General features: G+C 68.3%; 23 protein-coding genes. 19 read left to right on the top strand and 4 right to left on the bottom strand.

Annotated features, from left to right (window positions below; translation table 11 throughout):
* The first annotated feature begins 50 nt into the window (after positions 1-50).
* A complete protein-coding gene (locus R3E10_07350; protein ID MEZ4415555.1) occupies positions 51-1,583 on the top strand; it encodes a M28 family peptidase in 1,533 nt (510 codons plus the stop codon).
* A gap of 109 nt (positions 1,584-1,692) precedes the next feature.
* Here R3E10_07350 and R3E10_07345 read toward each other — a convergent pair whose 3' ends face one another.
* Positions 1,693-1,998: an STAS domain-containing protein gene (locus R3E10_07345; GenBank protein ID MEZ4415554.1), complete on the bottom strand. Its 306-nt coding sequence runs from the start codon at positions 1,996-1,998 to the stop codon at positions 1,693-1,695.
* Between the two features lie 355 nt (positions 1,999-2,353).
* Between R3E10_07345 and R3E10_07340 the strand changes: the two genes are divergently transcribed.
* The 6 genes from R3E10_07340 (at position 2,354) to R3E10_07315 (ending at position 8,705) form a co-directional block, all read left to right on the top strand.
* Positions 2,354-2,893 carry a hypothetical protein gene (locus R3E10_07340; GenBank protein ID MEZ4415553.1) on the top strand — a complete coding sequence of 180 codons (540 nt, stop codon included), beginning with the start codon at positions 2,354-2,356 and terminating at the stop codon, positions 2,891-2,893.
* A gap of 98 nt (positions 2,894-2,991) precedes the next feature.
* Positions 2,992-3,669: a nitroreductase family protein gene (locus R3E10_07335; protein MEZ4415552.1), complete on the top strand. Its 678-nt coding sequence runs from the start codon at positions 2,992-2,994 to the stop codon at positions 3,667-3,669.
* A gap of 8 nt (positions 3,670-3,677) precedes the next feature.
* Positions 3,678-5,591 (top strand): glutamate-cysteine ligase family protein, encoded by a 1,914-nt coding sequence (locus R3E10_07330; GenBank protein MEZ4415551.1) that lies wholly within the window; start codon positions 3,678-3,680, stop codon positions 5,589-5,591.
* A 21-nt stretch (positions 5,592-5,612) separates the two neighbouring features.
* Positions 5,613-6,791, top strand: a complete 1,179-nt coding sequence (locus R3E10_07325) for a succinylglutamate desuccinylase/aspartoacylase family protein (GenBank protein ID MEZ4415550.1) — start codon at positions 5,613-5,615, stop codon at positions 6,789-6,791.
* 34 nt (positions 6,792-6,825) lie between these two features.
* Positions 6,826-7,497: an SOS response-associated peptidase gene (locus R3E10_07320; protein ID MEZ4415549.1), complete on the top strand. Its 672-nt coding sequence runs from the start codon at positions 6,826-6,828 to the stop codon at positions 7,495-7,497.
* 50 nt (positions 7,498-7,547) lie between these two features.
* Positions 7,548-8,705 carry a response regulator gene (locus R3E10_07315; protein MEZ4415548.1) on the top strand — a complete coding sequence of 386 codons (1,158 nt, stop codon included), beginning with the start codon at positions 7,548-7,550 and terminating at the stop codon, positions 8,703-8,705.
* A 63-nt stretch (positions 8,706-8,768) separates the two neighbouring features.
* On the opposite strand, the gene R3E10_07310 is transcribed toward R3E10_07315, so the two are convergent.
* Together R3E10_07310 and R3E10_07305 are read right to left on the bottom strand one after the other, a co-directional pair.
* Complete coding sequence (locus tag R3E10_07310) at positions 8,769-10,262, bottom strand: AAA family ATPase (GenBank protein ID MEZ4415547.1); 1,494 nt, start codon at positions 10,260-10,262, stop codon at positions 8,769-8,771.
* Positions 10,262-11,962 (bottom strand): amidohydrolase family protein, encoded by a 1,701-nt coding sequence (locus R3E10_07305; protein MEZ4415546.1) that lies wholly within the window; start codon positions 11,960-11,962, stop codon positions 10,262-10,264. The genes R3E10_07310 and R3E10_07305 overlap by 1 nt, the downstream gene beginning before the upstream one ends.
* A 120-nt stretch (positions 11,963-12,082) precedes the next feature.
* Between R3E10_07305 and R3E10_07300 the strand changes: the two genes are divergently transcribed.
* The gene (locus tag R3E10_07300) at positions 12,083-12,283 is read left to right on the top strand and encodes a hypothetical protein (protein MEZ4415545.1); all 201 of its coding nucleotides are present in this window, start codon (positions 12,083-12,085) and stop codon (positions 12,281-12,283) included.
* Positions 12,284-12,308: 25 nt separating this feature from the next.
* Here R3E10_07300 and R3E10_07295 read toward each other — a convergent pair whose 3' ends face one another.
* A complete protein-coding gene (locus R3E10_07295; protein ID MEZ4415544.1) occupies positions 12,309-13,427 on the bottom strand; it encodes an aminotransferase class I/II-fold pyridoxal phosphate-dependent enzyme in 1,119 nt (372 codons plus the stop codon).
* Between the two features lie 191 nt (positions 13,428-13,618).
* Between R3E10_07295 and R3E10_07290 the strand changes: the two genes are divergently transcribed.
* The 11 genes from R3E10_07290 to R3E10_07240 all read left to right on the top strand — a co-directional run bounded on the left by R3E10_07290 (position 13,619) and on the right by R3E10_07240 (position 25,802).
* On the top strand, positions 13,619-14,827 hold the full coding sequence (locus R3E10_07290) for a 2,3-bisphosphoglycerate-independent phosphoglycerate mutase (protein MEZ4415543.1): 1,209 nt from the start codon (positions 13,619-13,621) through the stop codon (positions 14,825-14,827).
* A 41-nt stretch (positions 14,828-14,868) separates the two neighbouring features.
* A complete protein-coding gene (locus tag R3E10_07285) occupies positions 14,869-15,723 on the top strand; it encodes a tetratricopeptide repeat protein (protein MEZ4415542.1) in 855 nt (284 codons plus the stop codon).
* A gap of 57 nt (positions 15,724-15,780) precedes the next feature.
* Complete coding sequence (locus R3E10_07280) at positions 15,781-17,052, top strand: pitrilysin family protein (GenBank protein MEZ4415541.1); 1,272 nt, start codon at positions 15,781-15,783, stop codon at positions 17,050-17,052.
* Positions 17,049-18,410 (top strand): pitrilysin family protein, encoded by a 1,362-nt coding sequence (locus tag R3E10_07275; protein MEZ4415540.1) that lies wholly within the window; start codon positions 17,049-17,051, stop codon positions 18,408-18,410. Before R3E10_07280 ends, R3E10_07275 begins: the two co-directional genes overlap by 4 nt.
* On the top strand, positions 18,410-18,991 hold the full coding sequence (locus tag R3E10_07270; GenBank protein ID MEZ4415539.1) for an NUDIX hydrolase: 582 nt from the start codon (positions 18,410-18,412) through the stop codon (positions 18,989-18,991). The genes R3E10_07275 and R3E10_07270 overlap by 1 nt, the downstream gene beginning before the upstream one ends.
* Before the next feature lie 254 nt (positions 18,992-19,245).
* Positions 19,246-19,887: a sigma-70 family RNA polymerase sigma factor gene (locus tag R3E10_07265; GenBank protein MEZ4415538.1), complete on the top strand. Its 642-nt coding sequence runs from the start codon at positions 19,246-19,248 to the stop codon at positions 19,885-19,887.
* A 166-nt stretch (positions 19,888-20,053) separates the two neighbouring features.
* Positions 20,054-20,608 carry a zf-HC2 domain-containing protein gene (locus R3E10_07260; GenBank protein MEZ4415537.1) on the top strand — a complete coding sequence of 185 codons (555 nt, stop codon included), beginning with the start codon at positions 20,054-20,056 and terminating at the stop codon, positions 20,606-20,608.
* A gap of 11 nt (positions 20,609-20,619) precedes the next feature.
* Positions 20,620-21,612, top strand: coding sequence for a DNA polymerase III subunit delta (gene holA / locus R3E10_07255; GenBank protein MEZ4415536.1), 993 nt, complete (start codon positions 20,620-20,622; stop codon positions 21,610-21,612).
* Entirely contained in the window at positions 21,609-22,232 is a 624-nt protein-coding gene (locus R3E10_07250; GenBank protein MEZ4415535.1) for an SPOR domain-containing protein, read from the top strand. Before holA ends, R3E10_07250 begins: the two co-directional genes overlap by 4 nt.
* 226 nt (positions 22,233-22,458) lie before the next feature.
* Positions 22,459-23,139, top strand: coding sequence for a tetratricopeptide repeat protein (locus R3E10_07245; GenBank protein MEZ4415534.1), 681 nt, complete (start codon positions 22,459-22,461; stop codon positions 23,137-23,139).
* A gap of 8 nt (positions 23,140-23,147) precedes the next feature.
* On the top strand, positions 23,148-25,802 hold the full coding sequence (locus tag R3E10_07240; GenBank protein MEZ4415533.1) for a hypothetical protein: 2,655 nt from the start codon (positions 23,148-23,150) through the stop codon (positions 25,800-25,802).
* The last annotated feature ends 24 nt before the right edge of the window (positions 25,803-25,826 follow it).

The following is a 25,826-nucleotide window of genomic DNA, read 5'->3' as shown; positions in this document are numbered from 1 at the left end:
CTCGCGCGCCGGGGCACCACGCACAGCATACTCCAATCTATGGACGTCCGATGAGAAAGAACTGGCTGGCCCCTTCCCGCACCGCGCTGGTCGTGCTTCTGGTCGCGTGCGGGCCAGGGACCCCCGACCAGCCCTGGACGGGAACCGGTAGCGAGGCGGCGGCCGCGTCCATCAGCGCCGCCGACGTGATCGAGCGGATCGGCGTGTTGGCGGCGGACTCGATGCGGGGTCGGGACACCCCGAGCCCCGAACTGGACGAGGTCGCGGAGTGGATCGCCAGTGAGTTCCAGCGCTTCGGGTTGGAGCCTGCGTTCGCGGGCGACTACGTGCAGCGCTATGCCATCCGCAACGTGGCACCCGACCTCACCTCATCCCGCGCCTCGCTGGAGAGCGGTGGCGAGCTCGCCTTCGGAGAGGATCTCTCGTTCGCGACCGGCCCGGCGGAGGGGCACCTGCGCGGCGCCGTGGTCGTGGTGACGGGCGAAGCGGGCTGGGAGGAAGGCCTGGGCGAGCGTGGCTTGGAAGGCCGCCATGTGGTGTTGCTCCCTCCCGCGGGTCAGGTGCCGCTGCGCACGCGCACGGGACGGCAACTGCTCCGGGCGCTCCGCAACGCTGGAGCGTTGTCGGTGTTGGTGGCGACGGATGTCGACCGGCAAACCTTCCGCGGCGACGCCGCCCTGCAGGCGCAACAAACGGCGTTCCGACTCGAAGGCGAGTCGGGAACTCCCACTCTGGCTGTGCGCCAGGCGGCGTTGGCAGGAGGGTTCGGCATCGATGTGGAGGCGCTGCGCCGCCCTTCCGAAGCGCCCCTCGCGGTGACCGACCTGCCGGACGTGGTGCTCACGCTCGATCTGGCGGTGCGGGTGATCAGCGAAGCACGGGCGCCCAACGTCGCGGGCATCCTACGGGGCAGCGATCCGGAGCTGAGGGACGAGTATGTCGTCTACTCTGCGCACATGGACCATGTAGGGGTGGGCGCGCCCGTCGATGGCGACAGCATCTGGAACGGGGCCGACGACGACGCGTCGGGTACGGCGACCGTGATGGAGGTGGCGCAGGCCTTCAGCGGCCTCGACCTGGCGCCGCGCCGCTCCTTGCTCTTTCTGCTCGTGTCCGGGGAGGAGAAGGGCCTGTGGGGGAGTCGCTTCTTCGCCGAACATCCACCGGTTCCGCTGAGCCAGGTGGCGGCGGACCTCAACGTGGACATGGTGGGTCGCAACTGGCCCGATACCATCGTCGCGATCGGAAGGGAGCACTCCGAGTTGGGCACCATCCTCGCGGAGGTGAACGAGGCCCATCCCGAGATCGGCATGACAGCCATCGACGACATCTGGCCCGAAGAGAGCTTCTACACGCGGTCGGATCACTTCAACTTCGCACGCAAGGGCGTGCCGATCCTCTTCTTCTTCAACGGCACCCACCCCGACTATCACCGTCCCTCCGATGAGGTCGAGCGCATCGACGGAGAGAAGACGGCCCGCATCGGTCGACTGCTCTACTACCTCGGCCTCGAGGTCGCGAATCGCACGGAGCGACCGGAGTGGAACGCGGCAAGTCGGGCCCGCATCGTCGAAGGCGGGTGATCGCTTCTTCGGCAGGCGTGCAGCGACCTGCTACGGAAGCGTGAGACAAAGTCGGGGGACCCGACCGTTTGGTCGGGTCCCCCGAGGTCGTACGGTGGTTGGACCGCGTTCAGTCGAGTGCCGCTTCTCCGTCTGGGAAGACGCGGAAGTACTCGTCGAGCCCCATCGCGCGGAAAAGAGCCCAAACGCGTGAGGGGAGTCCGGTCAACCACACCGTCTGATCATTCTGGTTCGCCATGCGTTGCGCCGTCAGGAGCCAGGAGAGGCTCTTCACGTCGAGCGTATCCGTTTGCGAAAAATCGAAGATCAGATCGGTTTCGCAGCGGTCTCTACGGGCCTCTTCTTCAGAGGTCATAGCAGCCGCGTGCACCAGGGCCAGCCCCGGCGTCCGTTCGTCGCCTCCATGTCCTCTCATCGTTCCTCCTCGGTCAACCCACGACCCTCAGGGTTCGCTTCTCCCCGAGTATCGGACGCCGCGCCGTTGGAGTTGTGCTCCGGTGTGCGGCGGCGTCGACTCGCTTGGTGATCAGGTCAAGACTCGTGCCACCTGAAACCGCGGCGGCGTTGCAATGCTGCCTCGCCCGAAAGTCGAGGATTGGCGCAGCGACGGATGCCGCAGGCACGTGGGGCCGGGGCAAGGCCCGGCCGTTGCATTCCGCACGGAATCCCGGAGCTCACCAGAGTTCCTGAGGCGGGCGCCCCACACCCCCGCAGACAGGACGTTGATCTCTGGAGAGGACAACCGGCCTCGCGAGGAGGGTACGTTGACCGTGTTCCCACGAATCGCGGTGGTGGCCGTCGGGTTGGCGGCGCTGCCGTCCCCGATGCATGCGCAAGTCACGTCCAGCGACGCGTCCGCCAGGCAGGCGTACATGGAGGCCGTGGCCCGGCACTACCATGTGTCGCTCGCCGAGATCGATGTGTTGTCCGATCTCGTGGGGAATGCTGAAGACGTTCCGGTGCTCTTGTTCATCGCCTCCCGTGCGGGGGTGACACCTGACGTCCTTGGCACGCTGCGCCGACGTGGTGCCGGGTGGGACGCACTGGCTCGCCGCTTCCAGGTCGATCCTTCCAGTCTGGTGGTTCCGCTGGGCGGCGACATGGCGCCGCGGGGCCTCGAGCGCGTCTACCTCGCCTATCGGCGGGACGCACGCGGACTGGTGCTCGAAGACGAGGAAGTGGTGGCGCTGGTGCACCTCCGCATGCTCGCCGCCATCCTGGAGACCTCGCCCGCTGCATTGGCTGGCCGCGCCAGCTGGTCGGGTGGCTACACGGGACTTCTGCGGACCCTCAGGCAGGATCTGCCCTGAACCCCCCTTCGCTCAGGCTTGACGCGTCGCGCCGACCCCAGACACTCTAGCCCCAGGCGGCCGCCCTCCGGCCGCCAGGCCCGGGTCGAGGAGCCGACGTGCCGTACGGGGAGCACCATCCCCTGGTGGGGTATCCCATCAGGTCGGACGAGGAGATGATCGCGCGTGCGCGGGGCTTCGCAGACGAGATGCGAACCCGGCGGACCGTGCGCTCCTACGCGCCACGGCAGATCGCAGAGGCAGTGGTCCGGTCCTGCCTCGAGGTGGCGCTCTCGGCCCCCAACGGCGCCAACCGCCAACCCTGGCATTTTGTGGCCATCACCGACCCCGGCCTGAAGCGCCAGATCCGCGAAGCGGCTGAGGAGGAGGAGCGGCGGTTCTATGGAGGGGGCGCACCCCAGGAGTGGCTGGACGCCCTCGCTCCGCTGGGAACCGACGCGGACAAGCCCTTCCTCGAAGAGGCGCCTCTCCTGGTGGCGATCTTCGCGGAAAGCTACGAGTTGCGACCGGATGGCACGCGCGTCAAGAACTACTATGTCCAGGAGTCGGTCGGCATCGCTACCGGGATGCTCATCACGGCATTCCACCACGCCGGTCTGGCCACGTTGACGCACACACCGTCCCCGATGCGGTTCCTCAACGATCTTCTGGGACGGCCCTACCACGAGCGGCCCTTCCTGCTGCTGGTGGTCGGACACCCCGCCCAGGACGCCACCGTCCCCGCCATCACCAAGAAGCCCTTTGCGAGCGTGGTGACGTTCGCCAGGGGGAGCTGAGAAGAGCGATGGGCCGTCACGACGTCAGCGCAGCCGACGGCGCCGGGGTGCGGACCTTCACACGCGCCCTCCTGCGCGATTTGCAGGCGTTGGAGCGGATGCTGGCGGAAGGGCTGATCGAGTCGGGAGTGAGGCGCTTCGGGGCCGAGCAGGAGCTCTTCCTGGTGAACCGGGGTTGGAGACCGGCCCCGGTAGCCATAGAGGTGCTGGACCGGTTGGGCGACGGTGCCTTCGTGACGGAGCTCGCGCGCTTCAACCTCGAATTCAACCTGGATCCACACGAGCTGGTCGGCGCGTGCTTCAGGCACCTCCAGACCGAGATCGACACCCGCATGGCCGAGGTGCGGCGCGCGGCGGCCGAGTTGGGATGCGACGCAGTGCTGACAGGCATTCTGCCAACGCTGGGCAAGTCCGACCTTACGCTCGACAACATGACGCCGAAGGAGCGCTACTACGCGCTCAACGAGGCGATGAACCGGATGCGGGGCGGCAGCTATCGCCTGCGCATCATCGGCATCGACGATCTCAACATCGAGCACGATTCCGTCATGCTGGAGGCGTGCAATACCAGCGCGCAGGTGCATTTGCAGGTGGAAGCCGAGGAGTTTGCCACCTTCTACAACGTGGCTCAAGCGGTGACGGGCCCGGTGCTGGCCGCTTGCGTCAATTCACCGTTGCTGTTCGGGAAGCGCCTGTGGTCGGAGACGCGGATCGCGCTCTTTCAACAGTCGCTCGACACCCGTTCCACGACGCTGCACATGCGGGAGCTGCAACCCCGTGTTCGCTTCGGCGAGCGGTGGCTTCGCGAAAGCGTAACCGAGCTGTTCGAGGACGACATCGCACATTTTCGGGTCCTGCTCGCCACTGAGATCGAGGAGGATCCGCTCGAGGTGCTCGACCGGGGTGGGGTGCCCCGGCTGCGTGCGCTCCAGCTGCACAATGGGACGGTCTACCGATGGAACCGACCCTGCTACGGTGTCGGAGGCGGGAAGCCTCACCTTCGCATCGAGTGTCGGGTCATCCCGGCGGGTCCGTCGGTCGTCGATGAAGTTGCCAATGCGGCACTCTGGATCGGCGCTGTCCTCGGAGGGGTGGCCGAGTTCGGTGACGTACGCGAGCGCCTCTCGTTCGACATCGCGCGGGCCAACTTCCTGGCGGCGGCGCGTATGGGCATGCGGGCGGGCTTCTTCTGGTTCGATGACACGTCCATCTCGGCGCAGAGCCTTCTGGAGGACGAGCTGATTCCGCTCGCTCGCCGCGGCCTGGCCAGCGCTGGAATCGACGAAGGCGACATCGACTACTATCTGGGTGTGGTGGAGGAGCGTGTGCGGAGGCGGGCGACTGGCGCGGCCTGGACCCTGACGTCGCTGGCCTCCATGGCCGGGAAGGGGACTCAGTCGGAACGGTTGGCTGCGGTTACCGCCGCCTCGGCGGCCCGCCAACGGGAGGGCAAGCCCGTACACGAGTGGTCGCTGGCCCGCATCGAGGAGGCTGGCGATTGGGCGCCGAACTACCTGACCGTGGAACAGTACATGACCACGTCCCTGTACACGGTCAACGAGGACGAGCTGATCGACCTGGTGGCGTTCCTCATGGACAAGAACGTGATCCGGCATGTCCTGGTCGAGAACGACGCGAACGAGTTGGTCGGTGTGGTGTCTTATCGCTCTCTGTTGCGGATGGTAGCCCAGGGCAAGAACCCCAACATGGATCCGCTTCCCGTCCGGGACGTGATGGCGCGGGATCCGGTGACCGTGACCCCGCAGACACCTACCCTGGAGGCGATCGAGCTGATGCGGGAACGCCGCCTTTCGTGCCTGCCGGTGGTCAGCGGCGGAAAGCTGGTGGGAATCGTCACCGAGAGTGACTTCATGCCGATCGCCTACCAGCTTCTTTCCGATACTCTCAAGGAGAAGGCTTGAACGGCTCAGGAGTGGGGTTGGATGTCCGGTAGCACGTCAGGGGCGGTCGCGGAAAGCGACCGGGTCGGCATCGAGGTCGAGCGCATCCTGGGGCGGGTCCGAGGCGAACGGCCGGGACCCAGCCTGGTGGCGGTGGGCGGTCTGCACGGCAACGAGCCCGCCGGCGTGCTGGCGCTGCAGCGAGTGGTGGCCACGCTGGTGGGCCGCCAGGACCGCCTGCGCGGGGAGCTGGTGGCCATCGCCGGAAACCGACGGGCCTTGCGGGTCGGGAGGCGCTTTCTGGTCCGCGACCTCAACCGTGCCTGGGGCTCGAAGCGCGTCGAGATGCTGCGGACCACGAGCTCGGCCCTGGAAGGAGGTGAGGACCAGGAGCAGTCCGAGCTGCTGAAGGAGCTGGACGAGGCCTTCCACGATGCCCGGGGTCCGGTGTTCGTGGTCGATCTGCACACGACCTCCGGCGAAGGCGCCCCGTTCAGCACGGCCTGCGATACACTCCGCAATCGCGCGTTCGCGCTGACCCTGCCGATCCCCCTCGTGTTGGGCCTGGAGGAGCGGGTCGAGGGAACGTTGATGGACTGGGTCGACGGCCTCGGCCACACAGTCATGGTGGTCGAGACCGGGCAGAACCAGGACCCGCTGGCGGTCGAGCGGGCAGAGGGGGCCATCTGGCTGGCCCTGGTGGCCGCCGGTCTGCTCGACGCTGCCGATGCTCCGGAGGCGGAAGCGGCAAAGGCGCGCCTGGAGGACGAGCGGGGCGAGATTCCGCGCGTCCTCGAGTTCCGCTACCGGCACCCGGTCGCTCCATCGGACCAGTTCACCATGTTGCCCGGCTTCCGGAGCTTCCAGCCGGTGGACCGGGGGCAGGTGCTGGCGCACGACGTCGGCGGGGAAGTCCGTTCCCCCGCCACGGCCCGGATCCTCATGCCCCTGTATCAGGCGCAGGGCGACGACGGCTTCTTCATCGTCCGCGAGTTCCGCTTCATCTGGCTGAAGATCTCCGAGTGGCTGCGCCATCTGCACACCGACAGGGTCGTGCACTGGCTTCCGGGCATCCACCGCGTCGCGGGGTACGACGACCGCCTGCTCGTCAATCGGCGGGTGGCTCGCTGGTACGCCCTGGAATTGCTCCACCTGTTGGGCTACCGCCGGGAGCGCGAGCAGGGCGCGGCCCTGCTGGTCCAGCGACGGCCTTCCGAGTGACGCGCCCGCCCTTCTGGCGGACCCGGGGTCACTGATGTGCGGTCGCTACGGGGTCGCGCTGACCGCCGACGAGTTGAGCGAGCTCTTCGAGGGCGCCGAGGTGCCTGAAGGCTACCTTCCCCGCTACAACATCGCCCCCACGCAGGAGGCGCTGGTTGCCCGCGGATCGGCCACCGGGGCACGGCTCGATTGGGCGCGCTGGGGACTGATCCCTCCGGGGGAAGACAGCCGCCGCGCCGGTGCGCGGCACATCAACGCGCGCTCGGAGACCGCAGCCTCCCGCTGGCCGTTCCGGAACGCGCTGGCCCACCGTCGCTGCCTGGTGCCCGCCTCCGGGTTCTACGAATGGCGACGGGGCCCCGGTGGGAAGGTACCGTACTGGATCCATGGCGCCCGACCCCTCACCTTCGCGGGCATCTGGGAGCGGCCCCCCGAGGGTCTTCCGCCTTCGTTCGCGATCCTGACCCGCGCCGCCCCGCCGGAGCTGGCCCACATCCACGACCGGGTCCCCGTGTTGGTCCCGGAGCCGCTCCGAAGCGTGTGGTTGGACAAGAACACCTCGTCGAGCGAGCTTGAAGCGGTCGTTCAGGGGGCCAGCGCCAGGCTCGAAGCACACCCGGTGTCCGTCCGGGTGAACCGTGTCGAGGAGGATTCGCCGGATTTGATCCGGGTCGTCGACGAACCTCTCGAGCTCCCCTTGGAGTGACACTCGCGTCCGACGCATCCAAGGATTCGCGCCCAACGCACCAGAGGACGATGAAGCCGGTTCCTTCTCCGCTCTGGAACGAACAGCTCCGCCAGGCTCGCATCCTCCTCGTCGACGACGAGGAAGACAATGTGCGCGTCCTGGACCAGCTGCTCCGCGCCTCGGGATTCCACGCAGTGGTCTCCACTCAGGACCCGCGCGAAGCGCTCGACATCTTTCTGGGGTTCGAGCCCGATCTGATCGTGCTGGATCTGTTGATGCCGCACCTGGACGGCTTCGATGTCATGGCCGCCCTGGCTCCGTACATCCCGGACAACACCTATCTCCCGATCCTGGTCATCACGGGACACCTCGATCCGGAAGCGCGGCGCAAGGCACTGCAGATGGGCGCCAAGGACTTCCTCACCAAACCCTTCGAGGCCGGCGAGGTCCTGCTGCGCATCAAGAACCTCCTGGAGACGCGCTTCCTCCACCGGGAGCTCCGTCGGCACAACGAGACGTTGGAAGAGAAAGTGCGGGAGAGGACGCACGAGCTCGCGGAAGCGCAGGTCGAGATCCTGCGGCGTCTGGCCATCGCAGCCGAATACCGGGACGACATCACGGGCCAGCATGCCGAGCGCGTCGGTCTGCTGTCCGCGCTGCTTGCGCAGGAGCTGGGCCTGCATCGCGAGGAAGTCCGACTGATCCGGCGGGCTGCACCGCTGCACGACGTCGGCAAGATCGGGATTCCCGATTCCATCCTCATGAAGCCGGGGCCGCTGACCGAGCAGGAATTCGAGGTCATGAAGGGGCACACCACGATCGGAGCCCGCATTCTCTCGGGGAGCCACTATTCCCTTCTTGAGGTGGCGCGCCGCATCGCCGACAGCCATCACGAACGGTGGGACGGGGAGGGGTATTCCGGGTTGGGGGAGGACGACATCCCGTTGGTGGGGCGGATCGTGGCCGTGGCGGACGTCTACGACTCCCTGACCCACAAGCGCCCCTACAAGGATGCTTTCCCGCACGATCTGGCGGTCGAGCGCGTGCGCGCCAAGCGAGGTCGCCACTTCGATCCGCGCGTGGTCGACGCCTTCGATCTGCTGCTGGAGCGCGGCCTGGTCGGGGAGTTGGAGGATATGGCGCACGGGCTGGAGCCCGATCCGCTGTTGGACGCTCAGGGAGGTCCGTTCGGCACCCCGGTGTCCACATTCCGCACCTCGACGTAGGGGACGTCGAGCTCGTCCAGCGCGACGCCGAGCACGGTCCCGAAGCCCACGGCTTCTACCGGGTCAGTTCGCCGGGACCGCCCGTTCTCGAGCCCAGGCGCGCATCTGCGCCACGCGCTCCTTCATGGTCACGGCCAACGGCAGCGTTCCCTCGATCTCCGCGTTCAGCGTGGCCTGGGTGAGGGGCTTCTGCGCAGAGAAGGCGCTGAACAGGGCCGCGACCACGACCTGTTCGATCTCTGCGCCGCTGAAGCCATCGGTGGCGGAGGCAAGGGCCGCAAGGTCGAAACCGGCAGGGTCGTGTCCGCGCCGGGCGAGATGGATGCGGAAGATCTCGATGCGGACCTCGGCAGGAGGCAGGTCGACGAAAAAGATCTCATCGAAGCGACCCTTGCGGAGCAGCTCGGGAGGAACCCGAGCGATCTGGTTGGCAGTGGCCACCACGAACACCTCGCCCCGGCGCTCCTGCATCCAGGAAAGGAAGCTTCCGAGGATCCGCTGCGACACGCCGCCGTCTTCCGACCCTCCTTCGGCGAAGGCCTTCTCCAGCTCGTCGATCCAGAGCACCACCGGCGCCATGCGCTCGGCCGCTTCCATGGCCCGCTTGAAGTTCTTCTCGCTCTCGCCGATGTACTTGTTGTAGAGATTGGACGGGTCGAGCTTGAGGAGAGGGAGCTGCCACTCGGTGGCCACGGCTTTGGCGCACAGGCTCTTGCCGCAGCCCGGCACTCCCAGCAGCAGCATACCGCGGGGAAAGGCCAGCCCGAACTTCTCCGCTGCCGCGGGATCCTGTAGAACCGCTTTGCGCTTGCGCAACCAGCCCTTCAAACGCACCAGATCGGCGATCTCGGTCCGCGTCTCCTCGAGCGGATAGTACTCGAGCAGCCCCTCGCGTTCGATGACCTGCTTCTTGGCCTCGATGACGTGACGGATGTCGTCGACGGTGAGGCGACCGTCTTCGACGATCGCCTTGGTTAGGATCTTCTCCGCCTCCAGGAGCGTGAGGCCCTCCAGAGGGCGCAGGAGACGGGTGAGCTCGGCAGGAGTGACGGCCACCTCCACGTGCTGACGCGCCGACAGGTCCCGGATCAACTGCGAGAGCAGCGCACGGAGCTCATCTTCCGAGGGCCCCGGCAGTGTGAAGCGAGTCACGTGGGGGCGCAGGGTCTCGGATAGATCGACGTCCACGCCCGTGATCAATAGGGTGGAACCCGGGCCGCGGGCGCGCTGCACGGCCTCCTCCAACCGGGCTTCCAAGACGGCGTTGCCGCGCACGAGGGGAGCCAGGCCGGGCAGATGGTACAGTGCCTGGACGTTGCTGGCGGCCATATGCCCCAGGGCGGCGCCGACGTCCTCGGTTCCATAGACCGGCCCGCTGGCACCGGCGCGGGTGAGGCCGCGCACGCGCGACCACGAGAAGAGCGGGAGCTGGAGCGCGTCGGCGACGTGGCGGAGCAGGGTGTCGATCCGGTCGCTGTCGGCGGACTCCAACACCAGCAGAGGGTGTCGCGATTTGACGAGCAGCGCCAGCTCGTGCGCGGCGTCGCGTAGCGGCACTAGTGCCCTCCTCCCCCTCGTGTCAGGATCCGTCCAGGCAGCGCCCACGTCAGCTGCCCGGCTTCCACGACTGGTACGCCTCCGACCACCACCCACTCGATGCCCTGCGCATACTGGTGCGGCTCCACGAACGTGGAGGCATCGGCGATGGTGCCGAGGTCGAAGACGACCAGGTCGGCCACCATCCCTTCACGGATCATGCCGCGATCGGAGAGGCCCATGATCCTCGCCGGCAGGGAGGTCATGGAGCGTACCGCGTCCTCGACCGAGAGCACTCCCCGCTCGATGGCGTAGTGCCGGATCTTGCGAGGGAAGGTGCCGTAGTAGCGGGCGTGCACGTTGGGGCCGTCCTCGGGAAGGGAGATGCCACCGTCGGACGCGGTGGCCACCCAGGGTCGGCCTGCATACGCCTCGACATCGATCTCCGACATCGAGAAGCCGCGTACCCGCCCGCCTCCGGGGCGCCTGGGGTCGCCCAGGCGCTGCAGGGAGAGCGCGGCCTCGACCGGGTCCTGGCCCAGGAGCGTGGCGATCTCTGCGAGGCTCTTGCCCACGAAGTCCGCGCGCGGGTGGTCGGACACCACCACGCGATCCGCACCCCCACGTCGCCGGATCTCGTGCGCGATGTCGCCCCGCACCTGCGCAGCGCTGCTCTCCTGCGCCAGGGCGCGCTCGAGCTCGGCGGTCCGGTCGGGCTCCTCGCGGGCGGGCGCTCTGAACACCCAGTCCGGGATGAGGACCGTGCCGCCGTCGGAGCCTGACGTCGCGTACGGATACTGATCGGCCCAGACCCGCACGCCCTCCGAGCGGGCCCGCTCGATGCTCTGGATGGCTGCTCCGCTCGAGCCCCAGTAGTGCGCGCCTTTGGCCTTGATGTGGGAGGCGACCACCCGCGCGCCGCTGCGCCGACCGATCTCGATCGTTTCTTGCACGGCATCGAGCAGGGTGGGCGGCCCGGCCGGATCCTGACTGGGCCAGTACCACATGGGATCGGAGCCCTCGCTTCGCTCGTGCGAGATGTAGACGCCGTCGAAGGGCACGAGCTCCGCGGCCAGCGCGGCAACCTCGTCCGTGGTGCTGAAGCGGCCGGGGACGTACTCGAGACCCGCCGACAGACCCCAGGCACCCTCCTCCTGAGCCTGGCGCACGAGCGCCCGCATGCGGCTCACTTCGTCCGGGGTGGCGGCCCGCGCGAAGTCGTCTCCCATCACCTGCCGACGCACCTCACCGTGCCCCACCATGAGCGCCACGTTGGGTCCGGCGCCCAGTCGCTCCAGGGCGGCACGCTGCTCGCGGATCGGCCAGAAGGATCGTCCGTCCTGGTTGACGACGACCGTGGTGACACCTTGCGCCACCACGTTGGGAGCGGCCCGTCGGCGTGGATCGGGGGAGCGCAGTCCCGTGGGCTCCCGGCCCGCGAAGTGATCGTCGGCGTGCGAGTGCATGTCGATGAAACCGGGCGCGACCATCCGTCCCCGGGCATCGACGATCCTGCGGGCCGTGGACCCCTCCAGCCGCCCCACGGCGGCGATGCGTCCGCCCCGGACCCCGACGTCGGCCTGGAACCACGGATTCCCCGTACCGTCCAGGATGCGGCCGCCCCGAATGAGGAGGTCGAAGGGCTCCTGAGCGGGGAGCGCGGGGGCCAGGCTCAGGCCGAGCAGCACTCCGAGGCCGAGCCCCTTCCACGTGATCTTCACGGGTCTTCCTTCATCTTTTGTTGGGTTCCCCCAGGGCCTATCTTGGCCGGATACGGCCAGCCCTTTTCTCCGGGGCCGTCCCGGAGCCCCCAGGGTGCGAGGCCCGCGGACGGTCAGCCTGTGACGTCGGAGCCCTCCATCTCGAGCGATACGATCCGGGAGCTTCATCGGCTCTGGGTGTCGGCGACTGCCGATTCCATCTCCCGCGATCTGGATCGGGCGACCTCTCTGGCCGACGCCGCGCCTCCCGAGGACCGTGAGGAGGCGGCTCGCTACGTAGCCGCCCTCTGGCGCCTCGAGCGCTGGCTCCACGACCGCTGACCCTCGTTCGCGAGACCCGGGCTCCTCAGACCCCGACCGCGCGAAACTCCTGCGCGACGCGCTCCAAGCCCTCCAGCAGCAGTTCCTCCGGCGGACCGATCCCGATCCTCAGGTAGTGATCCATCCCGAAATGATCACCGGGTACGACCAGGACGTCGCGCTCGGTGCGAAGTCGCTCGGCCAGCTCTGTGGAGTTGATGGGCGCGTCGTAGCGCACGTAGCAGATGGCTCCCGCTTGCGGCAGACGGTAGGAGAACAAGCCATCCTGCTTCTTCATCCACTCGACCAGCAGCGGGAGGTTGCGATTCAGGATCTCGCGCGTACGCGCGCGGATGCGCTCACGCGCCTTCCGCTCCACCGCGAGCGTGGCCAGCGCATCGGAGAGTGTCGCCGGAGTGATGGTCGTGTAGTCCGTGCGGCTCCAGAGGTCCTCGCGCAGGTCGCCAGGCGCGATGATCCAACCGAGGCGGAGCCCCGGCAACCCGTAGGCCTTCGACAGGGAGTTGGTGACCAGGACGCGCTCGCTGCGACCGTGGAAGCTGGGGCTCTGGCGTCCGTCCAACTCCGCGCCTTGATACACTTCGTCCGCCAGGATCCAGGCACCCACGCGCTCGGCCTCCTGGACGATGCCGTCCATGGACGCCTCCGTCAGGATGCTCCCCGTGGGGTTGTTCGGGTTGGTCACCAGGATGAAGCGGGCACCCTCATCGAGACACGCACGCAACCGGTCGAGATCGGGCTGCCAACCGGTCTCCTCCAGCAGGGGGAAGGTGAGGGGCTGGGCGCCGAACGTCTGCAGCAGGCCAGGCACCTGCATGTAATTGGGCACCATGACCGCCACCTTCTGGCCCGACTCCATCAAGCGCCAGCACGCCGTGAAGTTGGCCTCGGCACCTCCGACCGTGACGAGCACGGATGCCTCGGAGCAGTCCGGATAGAGGGCCGCGATGTTCTCGCGCAACTGATCCGAGCCGTTGGACTGGCCGTACTCCAGTCGGATGCCGAGCACATCGAGGTCCGACCCGGCGAGCTCCAGCAGCTCGCGCGTCGTCATGGGGTGGACGCCGCTCTCGGAGAGGTTGTAGCGGACCCGATGCTCGAAGGTCGACTGGTACCGCTCCATCTCGAAGCGCGTGAGTCTCACGGGTTCTCCCGGTTGGCAGGGCGGGGGGGCAGGTGTCGGATCGTAGGGACCGAGGCGGGGGTCCGCAATCGCGGCCGACGGAGCCCCCGCGTGCAGCGCGGCGCTGCCTTCACGATCGCCAGCGACCTGCTAGATTCCTGCCGAGTTCCGGCCGTGGTCACGCGCCGGACAACCCCCGTTCGTTGGGACAGATGAGCGAGATCACGATCCCGGACGACCTCGTATCGCGAGCCGAGGGCGGCTCGATCCTCCTGGTCGTGATGGACGGCCTCGGAGGTCTCCCCGGGCCCGCCGGTTTGACCGAGCTGGAAGCGGCCCGCACGCCCAACCTGGACGCCGTGGCGGCGCGTTCGTCGCTGGGTGTGTTCAATCCCGTGGCTCCCGGGGTCACACCGGGTAGCGGACCGGCCCACCTGGCGTTGTTCGGGTACGATCCTCTGGCGTACCCCATCGGACGCGGCACCCTGTCGGCCTTGGGGGTGGGCTTCGACCTGAAGCCGGGTGACGTGGCGTTCCGCCTGAATCTGGCGTCCCTCGACAAGGAAGGACGCATCAGCGACCGTCGGGCCGGCCGACCCAGCGACGCGGAAGGGAAGGCCGTCATCGATCGGGTGCGGTCCGCGGTGGAAGCGCCTCCCGGGGTCGAGCTCACCATCCTGCACGAGAAGGAGCATCGTGCGGTGATGGTGCTCCGCGGCGAGGGATTGGGCGGTGCCGTCGAAGACACGGATCCCCAGGAGACGGGTGTCCCACCGCTGCCGGCCCGTGCCTCGGCTCCCGACTCGGTGCGTACGGCAGAGCTTGTCAACCACCTGCTCGATCAGGCGCGGACGGCGCTGGCGGACCACCCGCGGGTCCAGGCGCTCCTGGCGCGTGGCTTCGACCGCTACGAGGGGATCCCGTCGTTCCGGGAGCGTTTCGGGCTCTCGGCGGTGGCGTTGGCCAAGTATCCGATGTACCGGGGTGTGGCCCGCCTCGTCGGGATGGCCGTCGAGGTGGAACCGGCGGGGGACGAGCAGACCGTCTCCGCGTTGGAGTCGTGTTGGGATCGCTTCGACTACGGCTTCCTGCACTTCAAGGCCACGGATGCTCGCGGCGAGGACGGTGACTTCGATGCCAAGGTGGCGGCCATCGAGGCGGTCGACGCCCTTATCCCGCGCATCGTCGCCCTGGAGCCGGACGTGCTCATCGTGACTGGGGACCACTCCACGCCCGCGGCCCTGCGAGCCCACTCGTGGCATCCCGTGCCCGTCCTGATGGCCTCACGGTGGGTGCGCCCCACCGCGTCTCGCTTCGGCGAGCGTGACTGCCGGGGAGGGGATCTGGGACACTTCCACGGTGTGGAGTTGATGTCGCTCGCTCTGGCTCATGCCGGGCGCCTCGAGAAATACGGCGCCTAGCCTCGCTCCCGAACTACCCTCGCATTCGCCACGGCGGCCACGTGCACATCGATCCGGAAGAACGTCAGCGCGGCGTCGACCGCGCTTTCGGCATGGCCGAGGAAGGGGATTGGGACGGCGCCGCCGAGTCGTTGCGAGCCCTGCTCGAGTCCGACGAGGAGGACGTCACGGTCCTGTGTGCTCTGGGCGTGGTCGAGACGGCGCTCGGGTTGGAGGGAGTCGGCTACGAGCGCTTCAAGCGCGCGCTGGAGGTCGGGATCGATGACCCCGAGCTGTTGGCCACGGCCGGTGTCGGCCTGGCGCGCTTCGATGACCCGGACGCGGAGGCTGCGCTGCGTACCGCCACACTGCTGGGACCCGGACTGGCGCGCCCCCACTACCTCTACGGCGGCTACCTCGCCCGGGAAGGATACGGGGCGGAGGCCCTGCGAGAACTGGACGAAGCGATCCAGATCGCTCCGGACGAGCCGCTCGCGTTCCTCGAGCGGGGGGTGGGCCGCGCCCTCACGGCGGATGCCCAGGGCGCCCTCGATGACTTCCACCAGGCGTCTGCGCTGGATCCCGACGACCCCTGGGCGCGTGTGCTGGTGGGGCTGGCGCTGATCGAAGCCGACCGCGCGGACGAAGCCGTGGCCGATCTGGTGGTGGCGGCTCGCCTCGATCCCGAGGATGTGGAGGCCCAGATGCTGGCGGCCCTGGCTTGCGCGGCGGAGGGAGACGAGGATCTCGCCTGGGAGATGCTGGAGCGGGCGCGCGCGGTCGAGCTCGAAGAGGGCGAGAGCGCGGTCGAGGAGCTGGAGGACCTCCTCGGAGAGGGCGCGGTGGCCGCGGCGGCCGCGCTGAAGGGGAGCTACGGGCCGAGGGCCTACCACGCGCGCTTGATGACCCGTCCGTGACGATTCATACGCGAGGGGAGGGGAAGACCCCGTCCCGCACTCGGTCAGGAGAATGACTTGATCCGTTTCGAGTACGAGCGCCTCACGCTGGCCAACGGCCTGCGAGTCGTGCTGGCCCCGGACGACACCACACCGATCGTGGGCGTGAATCTCTGGTACGGCGTGGGCTCCCGAAACGAGCCCGAGGGTCTCACGGGGTTCGCCCATCTGTTCGAGCACATGATGTTCCAGGGCTCGGCCCACGTTCCCAAGAACCGACACTTCGAGCTCGTCGAGAGAGCGGGCGGCTCGTTGAACGCCTCCACCTGGTTCGACCGGACCAACTACTACGAGACCCTCCCGTCCCACCACCTCGAGCTGGCGCTCTGGCTGGAGGCCGACCGCATGGGGTGGATGCTGCCGGCCATGACGCAGGAGAAGCTCGACAACCAACGTGACGTGGTGAAGAACGAGCGGCGTTGGCGTTACGACAACCAGCCGTACGGCGATTGGGACGAACGCGTGCAGGCGCTGGTCTTCCCGCCCTCGCATCCCTATCACCACACCGTCATCGGTTCGATGGAGGACATCAGCGCCGCCAGTTTGGAGAACGTCTCCGACTTCTTTCAGACGTTCTACGTGCCCAACAACGCGGTCCTCACGGTCTGCGGCGACTTCGATCGCGACGAGGCGCTGGAGATGATCGAGCGCAACTTCGGCGAGGTCCCGGCGGGCGCTCCCGTCCCGGATCTCCCTGGAGAGCCGGAGATCGATCCGGTGCTGGGGGTCGGGATCTACGAGCGGGTGGAAGCGCGCGTGCCGCTCAACCGCGTCTATGTGGGGCTGCGTGCACCCCGTTTTACGGACGCAGGGTTCCAGACCGCGGAAATGGCGTTCGGCGTGCTTTCGCTGGGGCGGTCGTCGCGCCTGTACTCGCGCTTGATCCGCGAGCGCAAGATCGCGAAGGACGCAGCGGGATTCGTATTCCCGGTCGACACCGGCGCGGCGCTCGCCGTGCTCTGGGTGACGGGACTGCCTGGCGTCGAGGCCGAGGTGCTCGAACAGGCCGTGGCCGAAGAGCTCGATGCCATGGAAGAGGTGCGCGAGGAGGAGGTGGAGCGGGCGGTGGCCATGGCGGAGACCCGGCTGCTGGCGAGCGTGGAGGAGATCGGAGAGCGGGCCGATTTGATGTCGATGTATGAGCACTACTTCGCAGATCCAGGCCGGATCGAGAGCGAGATCGATCGGATGCGTGCCGTGGGCCCGCGTGAGGTCGAGACGTTCGCGCGCGAATTCCTGGGCGCGCAAAACCGCGCTGTGCTCACGTATGTGCCGGAGGAAGAGGCATGAGCGCCCGTACCCATGTCGACGTGCCGGCGCCGGGTCGCATCCGGCCGTTCCAACCCCCTGCGGTCGAGCGCGTGCAGTTGAGTTGTGGCGTCCCCCTGCAGGTCGCACGCATGCCCCGCATTCCACTGGTCACGCTGACGTTGTTGCTGGACGCTGCGGAGTCGGGCATCCCGGCGGAGGCGGCGGGCCTGGCCGTGCTCACGGGACGTGCATTGGAGGGCGGGACCTCACGGCGCACCGCCGCCGAGCTGGCGGAGGCCCTGGAGGCCCTCGGGACCTCCGTCGGCGTGCGGACGGGATGGGATTCCACCGTCATGGCCATCACCTGTGTCGCGGATCGCACGCTGGAGGCGTTCGACCTGCTGGCCGAGATGGCGCTCGATCCCGCGTTCCCCGCGGACGAGGTCGAGCGCCTGCGCTCGCAGCGCCTGGCGCAGATCGAGCATGAGCTCGCGGATCCGCGGGCACTCGCCGCCCATTCCGCTGCACGCTACCTCTACGCCGGCGACGAGCCCTACGGGCGCCGCTTGCAGGGCGAGCGTACCAGCGTCGAGGCGCTGGATCGGGAGGCGGTCAAGGAGTATCACGCCCGCACCTATCGCTCGGGTGGCGCTGCGATCGTGGCGGCCGGCGACGTGGACACACAGGCCCTGGCGGCGCGCATCGACCAGCGGTTCGCGCGCTGGTCCGGGGACGGACCCGGACGGCCCGCCCTGGCGTGCGTCTCCAGGTCGGCGGAGCCACGCGTGTGGATCGTGCACCGTGAAGACGCCGTCCAATCGGAAATCCGGATTGGCCACGTGGGGGCGGCGCGCACGATCCCGGATTTCTTCGCGCTGCGCGTGTTCAACGAGATCCTGGGCGGGCTGTTCTCGAGCCGGCTCAACCTGAACCTGCGCGAGAAGCACGGGTTCACCTACGGCGTGCGCTCACGGTTCGACCTGCGACGCAACCGGGGGCCGTTCACGGTCTCCACGGCGGTCGAGACACAGGTGACTGCAGCCGCGGTTCGGGAGGCGCTTTCGGAACTGCGCGCGATGGTGGAGGCCGGACCGACCCAGGAAGAGGTCGAGTCGGCGCGGGACTACATGGCGGGGGTGTTTCCGCTTCAGTTCGAGACGGCGGCGCAGGTGGCCACCCAGGTCGGGCGCCTGTGGATGTACGACCTTCCGGACGACGAGTACGAGCGCTACCGCGACCGCATCCGCGCGGTCACGCCCGAGGCGGCGCTGGCGGCGGGCCGCAACCACATCCGGCTGAGCGAGCTCCAGGTCGTGGTCGTCGGGGACGCGGAACGGATCCGAGCCGACCTGGAGGCACTCGACCACGGTCCCGTCGAGGTGGTGGGCGCGCACTGATGGAGAGTGCCACGCCCCCGGAGCCAGGGCGGATCGGACGCCGGGAGGTCCACAGCGGGCGCATCGTGCGCCTCAGCGTCGATACCGTGCGCTTCCCCGACGGGTCGGTGGGCGAGCTGGAGCTGGTGCGGCATCGCGGTGCCTCGTGTGTGGTTCCCTTCCTGGACGCTCCCGGTACCGTGACCGATCCCCGCATCGTGATGCTCCGTCAATACCGCTATGCCGCGGGCGGCGAGATGTGGGAAGTGCCGGCGGGCATGCCAGCCTTCGACGGTGAGGACTGGGAGGTCTGCGCCCGGCGGGAGCTGGAAGAGGAGACCGGCTACGTGGCAGGGCAGCTTCGCTACCTGACGCGCATCCATACCACACCCGGCTTCACCGACGAGGTCATCCGCCTGTACGCCGCCTGGGACCTCTCCGACGGCCGCACCGAGCGGGACTCCGACGAGTTCATGGAGGTGGTGTCGCTCCCCTGGTCCCGGGTCGAGTCCTTGATCCGCGAGGGCGCCGTCACCGACGCGAAGACCCTGGTCTCGCTGCTCTTCGTGGGGCGCTTCCTGCTGGGGGGCCAGGGGGGCTGAGCCCCCCCACCGGTCCGGAGGCGGGTCCCCGGCCGCGGCGGGCCAACCAGCCCTACCTCGTTTCGAGTTCCAACCCGTCCATTTCGAAACACGCCCCCGTCCCAACCAGAGGACATGATCCGCGGAATGCCTCGTATTTACTGGGGTTCCGGCGTGGTATGGAAGGTGCCTTTCCTAACGCCCGGAGTCCGTTGGCTGTCTACTGGACAGTCCGAGCTCATTCGAGCCTTGGGGGGAAGATGGGAGCGAGGAAGATGAGTCTCCTGCGCAAGCCGGCGCCCTTTGGGACCGGAGCCTCGCGAGAGGCCCGGGTCGAGCGGGCGCAGCTGTCCGACAGCGACGTGGTGCGGGCCTTCCTGGCCGGCGACGAGCGCGCCTTCGGAGAGTTGGTGGAGCGCTACGACCAACGCCTGCTCAACTTCGTCTACCGTACGGTGGGGGATCGGGAGCGTGCCCAGGACCTCGTCCAGGAGACGTTCGTCCGGGTGTACCGGCACCTGCACCGCTTCGATCAGACCAAGAAGTTCTCGACCTGGATCTACACCATCGCCGGGAACCTGGCCAAGAACGAGTTGCGCAACCGTTCCCGCAATCCGCTGGTCCTCTTCCAGACCATCAAGAAGAACTGGGACGCGGACCATCGGCCGCTGGAGTGGGAGGATCCCAAGCTCAAGCCCGATGACCTCTACCGGAAGCGTTTTCTGCGCGAGAAGGTCGAAGAGGCCGTGGCCGAGCTGCCCGAGCACCACCGGGAGGTCTTCGTCCTTCGGGAACTGGAGGGGAAGACCTACGAGGAGATCGCGGAGATCACCGACTGTAACCTGGGTACGGTCAAGAGCCGCCTGAATCGGGCGCGCAACAACTTTGCCCGGATCGTCGCTCCCATGATCGACTAGGGAAGCGTCCGACGCCTCTCCAGAGGTTCCCGGGGGCGGCCTGGCCAGGCCGCCCCCGCTTCTTCCGTACCCCTCCCGGAACCTGCCCCGATCCCCGCCAGTATCACTCCTTGAGCCGCTGGCAGTGCGGCCCGGTTCACCACTGACTGAAGTACGGGATTCGCGCATGGGGTGTCAGGACTTCCTGACCAGCTTCTCCGACTATTCCGACGGCCTGCTGGGTCCGGCGGAACGGGAGTCGTTCGAGCAGCACCGGGCGGTCTGCCCGACCTGTGATCGGTATGCCGTGGTCTTCGAGAAGAGCACCCGGGCGGTCAAGAGCCTCCCCGGGGTCGAGGCCACTCCCGATTTCCGTGCCCGCCTCGAGGCTCGGCTCAGCGAGGAGCGGGCGATCGGTCGATTGGCTCGCAGTTCCCAGGGGTCGGCGGCGACCACCAGCGCGCTGGCCGGTGTTGCAGTCTTCCTGGTGATCCTGGCTTGGTTGCCGACCCTGCAGCCGGTGGTCCTCGACGTGACCCTGCCGGCGATCGCCGCCGAGCCACCCCGGCGCCCGGCCTCGCGGTTCCGGCTGGGCTCGACCCCCTTTCCGGGGACGGCGGGTGTCTCGGCTGCGTTGGACGACTTCTGGGGAGACGCGAACGCGTTGCTGTATGAGTACTCGGCGTTGGCGGGCCGACGTCTCGACGTAGGCTTCCCGGTCCACACGGTCGGGTTCGAGTAGGCGCTGCCGCGATGGCGTCAGCGTCCGCCACCGGTCGCAAGGGCGGCGTCTTCTTCCTCCACGGTGAGGACGAGTTCCGGAAGGAGCGCGCGTTCGCGGACCTCATCTCGGCACACCTCGAACCAGGCGTGCGCGACTTCAACCTCGACGTCCTGCGAGGATCGGACGTCTCCGTCGAGACCTTGGCCTCGGTGATCGGGACGCCCCCGATGATGGCGGAGTGGCGCGTGGTGCTGGTGCGGGATGCCGAGGCGCTCGCCGCGAGCGCTCGCACCCGGGCCGTCATCGAGGACGTGCTCGAGCGCACGCCGCCCGGACTCGCCCTCATCCTGGTGGCGCGCATCCCGTCCGGCTCCAAGGCCAAGTTCTGGACGACGTTGACGCGAAAGGCTCGTTCCACCGAGTTCGCCCCGCTCTCGCAGGACGACGTTCCGGGGTGGCTCATGAGCTGGGCGCGCGAACACTACCAGATCGAGGTCGACCCGGATGCCGCCCACGGGCTGGCGGCGGGTGTGGGTGCCGATCTCGGCATCCTGGATCAGGAGTTGGCCAAGCTCCGCGACCGCGTGGGCGCGGGAGGTCGGGTAGGGACCGCCGACGTGGAGGCGGCCGGGACGCGTCTACCGGCGCAGGACCGGTGGCGGTGGTTCGACCTCGTCGGCGAGCGTCGCTTTCGCGAGGCGCGCCGAGCGTTGCCCGTGCTCGCGGATCAGGGGGAGTCAGGGGTCGGGCTCGTCATCGGGTTGGGCGCGCATCTGTTGCGTCTGGGCCTGCTCGTCTCGGGGGGCGCGGCCGCGTTGGAACGCGTCCTTCCTCCGCATCAGAAGTGGCTCGCCAAGCGCCTGCGCCCGCAGGCACGGGGCTGGACCGAACCCGAGCTCCGCACCGCCCTCGTGGAGTTGGCGCGCGTAGACCGTCTCCTCAAGAGTGCGAGCTTTTCGGACGAACACCTGCTGGAGGAGTGGTTTCTCGCGCTCGAAGCGAGGAGCCGCCGCGCCGCGTGAAGAAGCGCGCGCCCACGCTTCTGCTGGGCCTGGCGTGGGCGCTGCTGCATCCGGGTCTCGCGCTGGCCCAGCGCTCCGCGCTCGACGACGTGGAAGAGCGCGCCGCCGAGGCTCGACTGGACGAGGCGCGCCTGACGCTGGAGCTCTGGTTCGAGACCAACGGCGAGATTCGCTCCGTGGACATGGAGCGGGCCCTGTGGCTGCGCGCACGGCTCACCGTCGACCCTGATCTCGCAGCCAGCGACTACCGGCGGATCGTCCTCGAATACCCGTCCGGTACCTACGCGGCCCGCGCCCGCCTGCGACTCGATCAGCTCGCAGAAGCGAGAGGTGAGCGCGTCGACCGCGAGGACGTCTTGTTCGCTCTGGAACTGGGGTCGACGGACTCCTATGCGCGGGCGGCCCGGTTGTTCGATCGGGCACTCCGGGCTGGACTGACGCCTCGGCTGGTGCGTCTCGACTCGGACGGCGACGATCGCTACCGCGTCCGGGTGGGGCGCTTCCGCAGCCGGGCCGACGCCGAGCGTAGCGCCCGACGCGTAGGGCGTCTGGACTTCGACGTGCGGGTGACGGAAGATGCCCGATCCGAGACGATCGTGCGCCGGCGCGATGCACCGTAGTGCGGGCACCGCAACGCTTTAGTAGCTCCTAATCCCCCGCAGGCGTGCGCCTTTCTCCACCCGCTCGCGGTGCGTCGGCGACATTCGCATTCCCGGGTCCGGGAATTGCTCCGTAGTACTACCCACGTACGCTGGTGAGGCCCCCCGGTGCGGCCCTGTGTCGCGCTTCATCCACAACACCGCGGTCTCTCCGGTCAGGTTCACGACAACCTGAAGGTGGGTCCTGGTGACATCCTTGAAGCCTGAAGTATCACGAGAGCGAGAGCTGCGGCGCACGCGGGGAATGGCGGCGGCAGCTCTGCTGGTGGGCGTGGGCGTGACCGCCGTGGCCTTCATGCGGATGACGGGGGGCGGTGCGACGCCAGGGCCGCTGGAAGGCGCGGGGATGACCGACGAAGCGTTGCGGTCGCTGCATGCGGAGGCCGGCGTGGAGTTGGGTGCGGGGGCGGGTGGAGCACTGCCGTCGGACTCCGTGGGTCCGGTTTCAGACGCGTATCGCACGCAACTGCAAGCGTTGCAGGCGCGAGTGACGGAGTCGCCGGAGGATGCGGAGTCGCTGGAGGCGCTGGCGACGCTGCTGCACGATGCGCACAAGCGCGAAGAGGCGGCGGCCCTGTACGAGCGGCTGATCGAGTTGGATCCGAGCCGACGGCAGGCCTGGCTGGACCTGGCGGACTGCTACGGCGGTCTGGTGCGGTGGGCGGACGTGCGCGATCTGATGATCCGGATGATGGGTCCCTTCCCTGAGGATCCGGCAGCCCTGTACAACCTGGGTGTGGCGGAGATCAGCCTGGGGAACGTGTCACAGGCGCGGAGCTGGTGGGAGCAGGCGGCGTCGCAGACGAGCAGCGGCGCGGTGGCGGCGATGGCGCGGTCAGCGTTGGACCGGATCCGGGATCAGGGCTGAGGCACGAGATGGGGTCCCTCCTACGAATGCTCGCGGCGACGAGCCTTCTGGCGTTGAGCGCTGGGGGCGCGGCGGGGCAGGCGAACGTGGTCAATCCGCACGGCACGCTGCCGTCGGATCTGGACTGCGCGTCGTGCCACACAGCGAATTCGTGGGCGCCGATCAAGCAGAGCCTGGACTTCGACCACGGCCGGACGGCGTTCCCTCTGACGGGGTCGCACAGCGAGGCGCAATGCGTGCGCTGCCACCTGAGCCTGCGGTTCGATCAGCCGAAGGTGGAGCTGGGCGACTGCACCTCGTGCCACCTGGACGTTCACCAGGGGGCCTTGGGCCAGGAATGCGCGACGTGTCACACGACGACGTCGTTCCAGCAGGTGGAGGCGGTGGAGCTGCACGCGCGGACGGAGTTCCCGCTGACGGGGTCGCACCTGCAGGTGAGCTGCGAGAGCTGTCACGTGGACGACCGCGGGGGCGCGTTCTCGGCGCGGGACGCGGAGTGCGTGAGCTGCCACCTCGGGGACTATCAGCGCACGAACGTGATCGACCACGAGACGCTGGGGTTCCCGACGACGTGCGAGCAGTGCCACGGGACGTTGTCGTGGCGGGCGACGGAGTCGTTCGACCACGCGCGCTTGTCGGGCGGATTCGGCCTGGTGGGGGCGCACGTGGGGCTGGAGTGTGCGAGCTGCCACGCGCTGCCGTCGCTGGAGCCGCTGTGGAGCCCGGCGAGTCAGGACGACTGCCTGACCTGTCACACGGTGGACTACGAGCGGGAGCACGGGGGGAACGGGTTCCCGACGACATGCCTGACGTGCCACACGGTGGAGACGTGGTCGGGAGCGGCGATCGACCATCCGGCGCTGTCGGGTGGGTTCCGGCTGTTGGGGAGCCACGAGCAGGCGGCGTGTTCGAGCTGTCACAGCGGGCCGCAGTTCGGGGTGGTGTTCTCGGCGGCGAACGACGAGGACTGCGTGGCCTGCCACCAGGCGGACTACGACGGGGAGCACGCGGGCTCGGGCTTCCCGACGACGTGTACGCAGTGCCACACGGTGGACAGCTGGTCGGGCGCGCTGTTCGACCACCTACAGCTGAGCGGGTTCCCCCTGTTGGGCGAGCATGCCGCACTGGCCTGCGAAAGCTGCCATATCCCGCCCAACCATGCGCTGCGCTTCCAGGCGCAGAGCGCCAACGACTGCGTGGCCTGCCACCAGGCGGACTACGATCGGCAGCACGCGGGTACCCAGATCCCGACGGAGTGCGCCACCTGCCACAGTGTGGACGGGTGGGGCACGCAGACGTTCGACCATGTGACGATCTCGGGCGGGTTCCAGTTGCTGGGTCGGCACCTGACGGCCGCCTGCTCAGCGTGTCACTCGGGGCCGAACGGGGCGCTGCCCTGGGCCCCGAGCAGTCAGGACGACTGTGTGGCTTGCCACCGGACGGACTACGACCAGCAGCACGCCGGCACGAACATCCCGACGGACTGCCTGGCCTGCCACACGGTCAACTCGTGGGCCGGAGCCGCGTTCGACCACACGGTCCAGTCCGGCGGCTTCGGCCTGGCGGGCGCACACAGCACGGCGGCCTGCTCCGCGTGCCACTCGGGCCCGAACAACGCGGTGCCCTGGGCCCCGAGCAACCAGGACGACTGCGTGGCCTGCCACCAGGCGGACTACGACGCGCAGCATGCGGGCAGCGGCTACTCGACCGCCTGCCTGTCCTGCCACAACGTGAATCAGTGGACGGGCGCCACCTTCAATCACGGGTCGGTCTCTGGAGGGTTCAACCTGGTAGGCGCCCACAGCTCGGCGGCCTGCTCTGCCTGCCACTCCGGCCCGAACAACGCGGTACCCTGGGCTCCGACCACCCAGGACGACTGCGTGGCCTGCCACCAGGCGGACTACAACGCGAAGCATGCGGGCACAGGCTACCCGACCACGTGTTTGTCCTGCCACAACGTGAACCAATGGACGGGCGCCACCTTCAATCACGGCTCCGTGTCCGGGTTCAACCTGGTGGGTGCGCACAGCTCGGTCGCGTGCAGCACCTGTCACTCGGGCCCGGGCGGCGCAGTGCCCTGGTCCCCGGCCAACCAGGACGACTGCGTGGCCTGCCACCAGGCGGACTACAACGCCGAGCACGCGGGCACCGGCTATCCGACCACCTGTCTATCCTGCCACAACGTGAACCAGTGGACGGGTGCGACCTTCAACCACGGTACGGTGTCCGGCGGATTCAATCTGGTGGGCGCGCACAACTCGGCAGCCTGTAGCACCTGCCACTCGGGCCCCGGCGGTGCGGTGCCGTGGAACCCCACGAACCAGAACGACTGCGTAGCCTGCCACCAGGCGGACTACAACGCCGAGCACGCCGGCACCGGGTATCCGACCACCTGTCTGGACTGCCACAACGTCAACCAGTGGACGGGCGCCACGTTCAATCACGATGCTGCGTTCTTCCCGATCTACTCCGGGAAGCATCAAGGCAAGTGGAGCAACAACTGCGCGACCTGTCACACGAATCCGTCGAACTACGCCGTCTTCACCTGCCTTAGCTGTCACGCCCACAACAAGAAGGACATGGACGACAAACACAAGGGCAGATCGGGCTACTCGTACGACAGCAATGCCTGCTTCAATTGTCATCCGCGTGGTCGCACATGAGGAGTCGCAACGCGGGGTGGGGGT

The organism is Gemmatimonadota bacterium (assembly GCA_041390105.1).
Taxonomy (GTDB): domain Bacteria; phylum Gemmatimonadota; class Gemmatimonadetes; order Longimicrobiales; family Gaopeijiaceae; genus JAGQIF01.
Note: the sequence above shows the minus strand (reverse complement) of the source record. Positions and strands in the feature narration are given on the sequence as shown.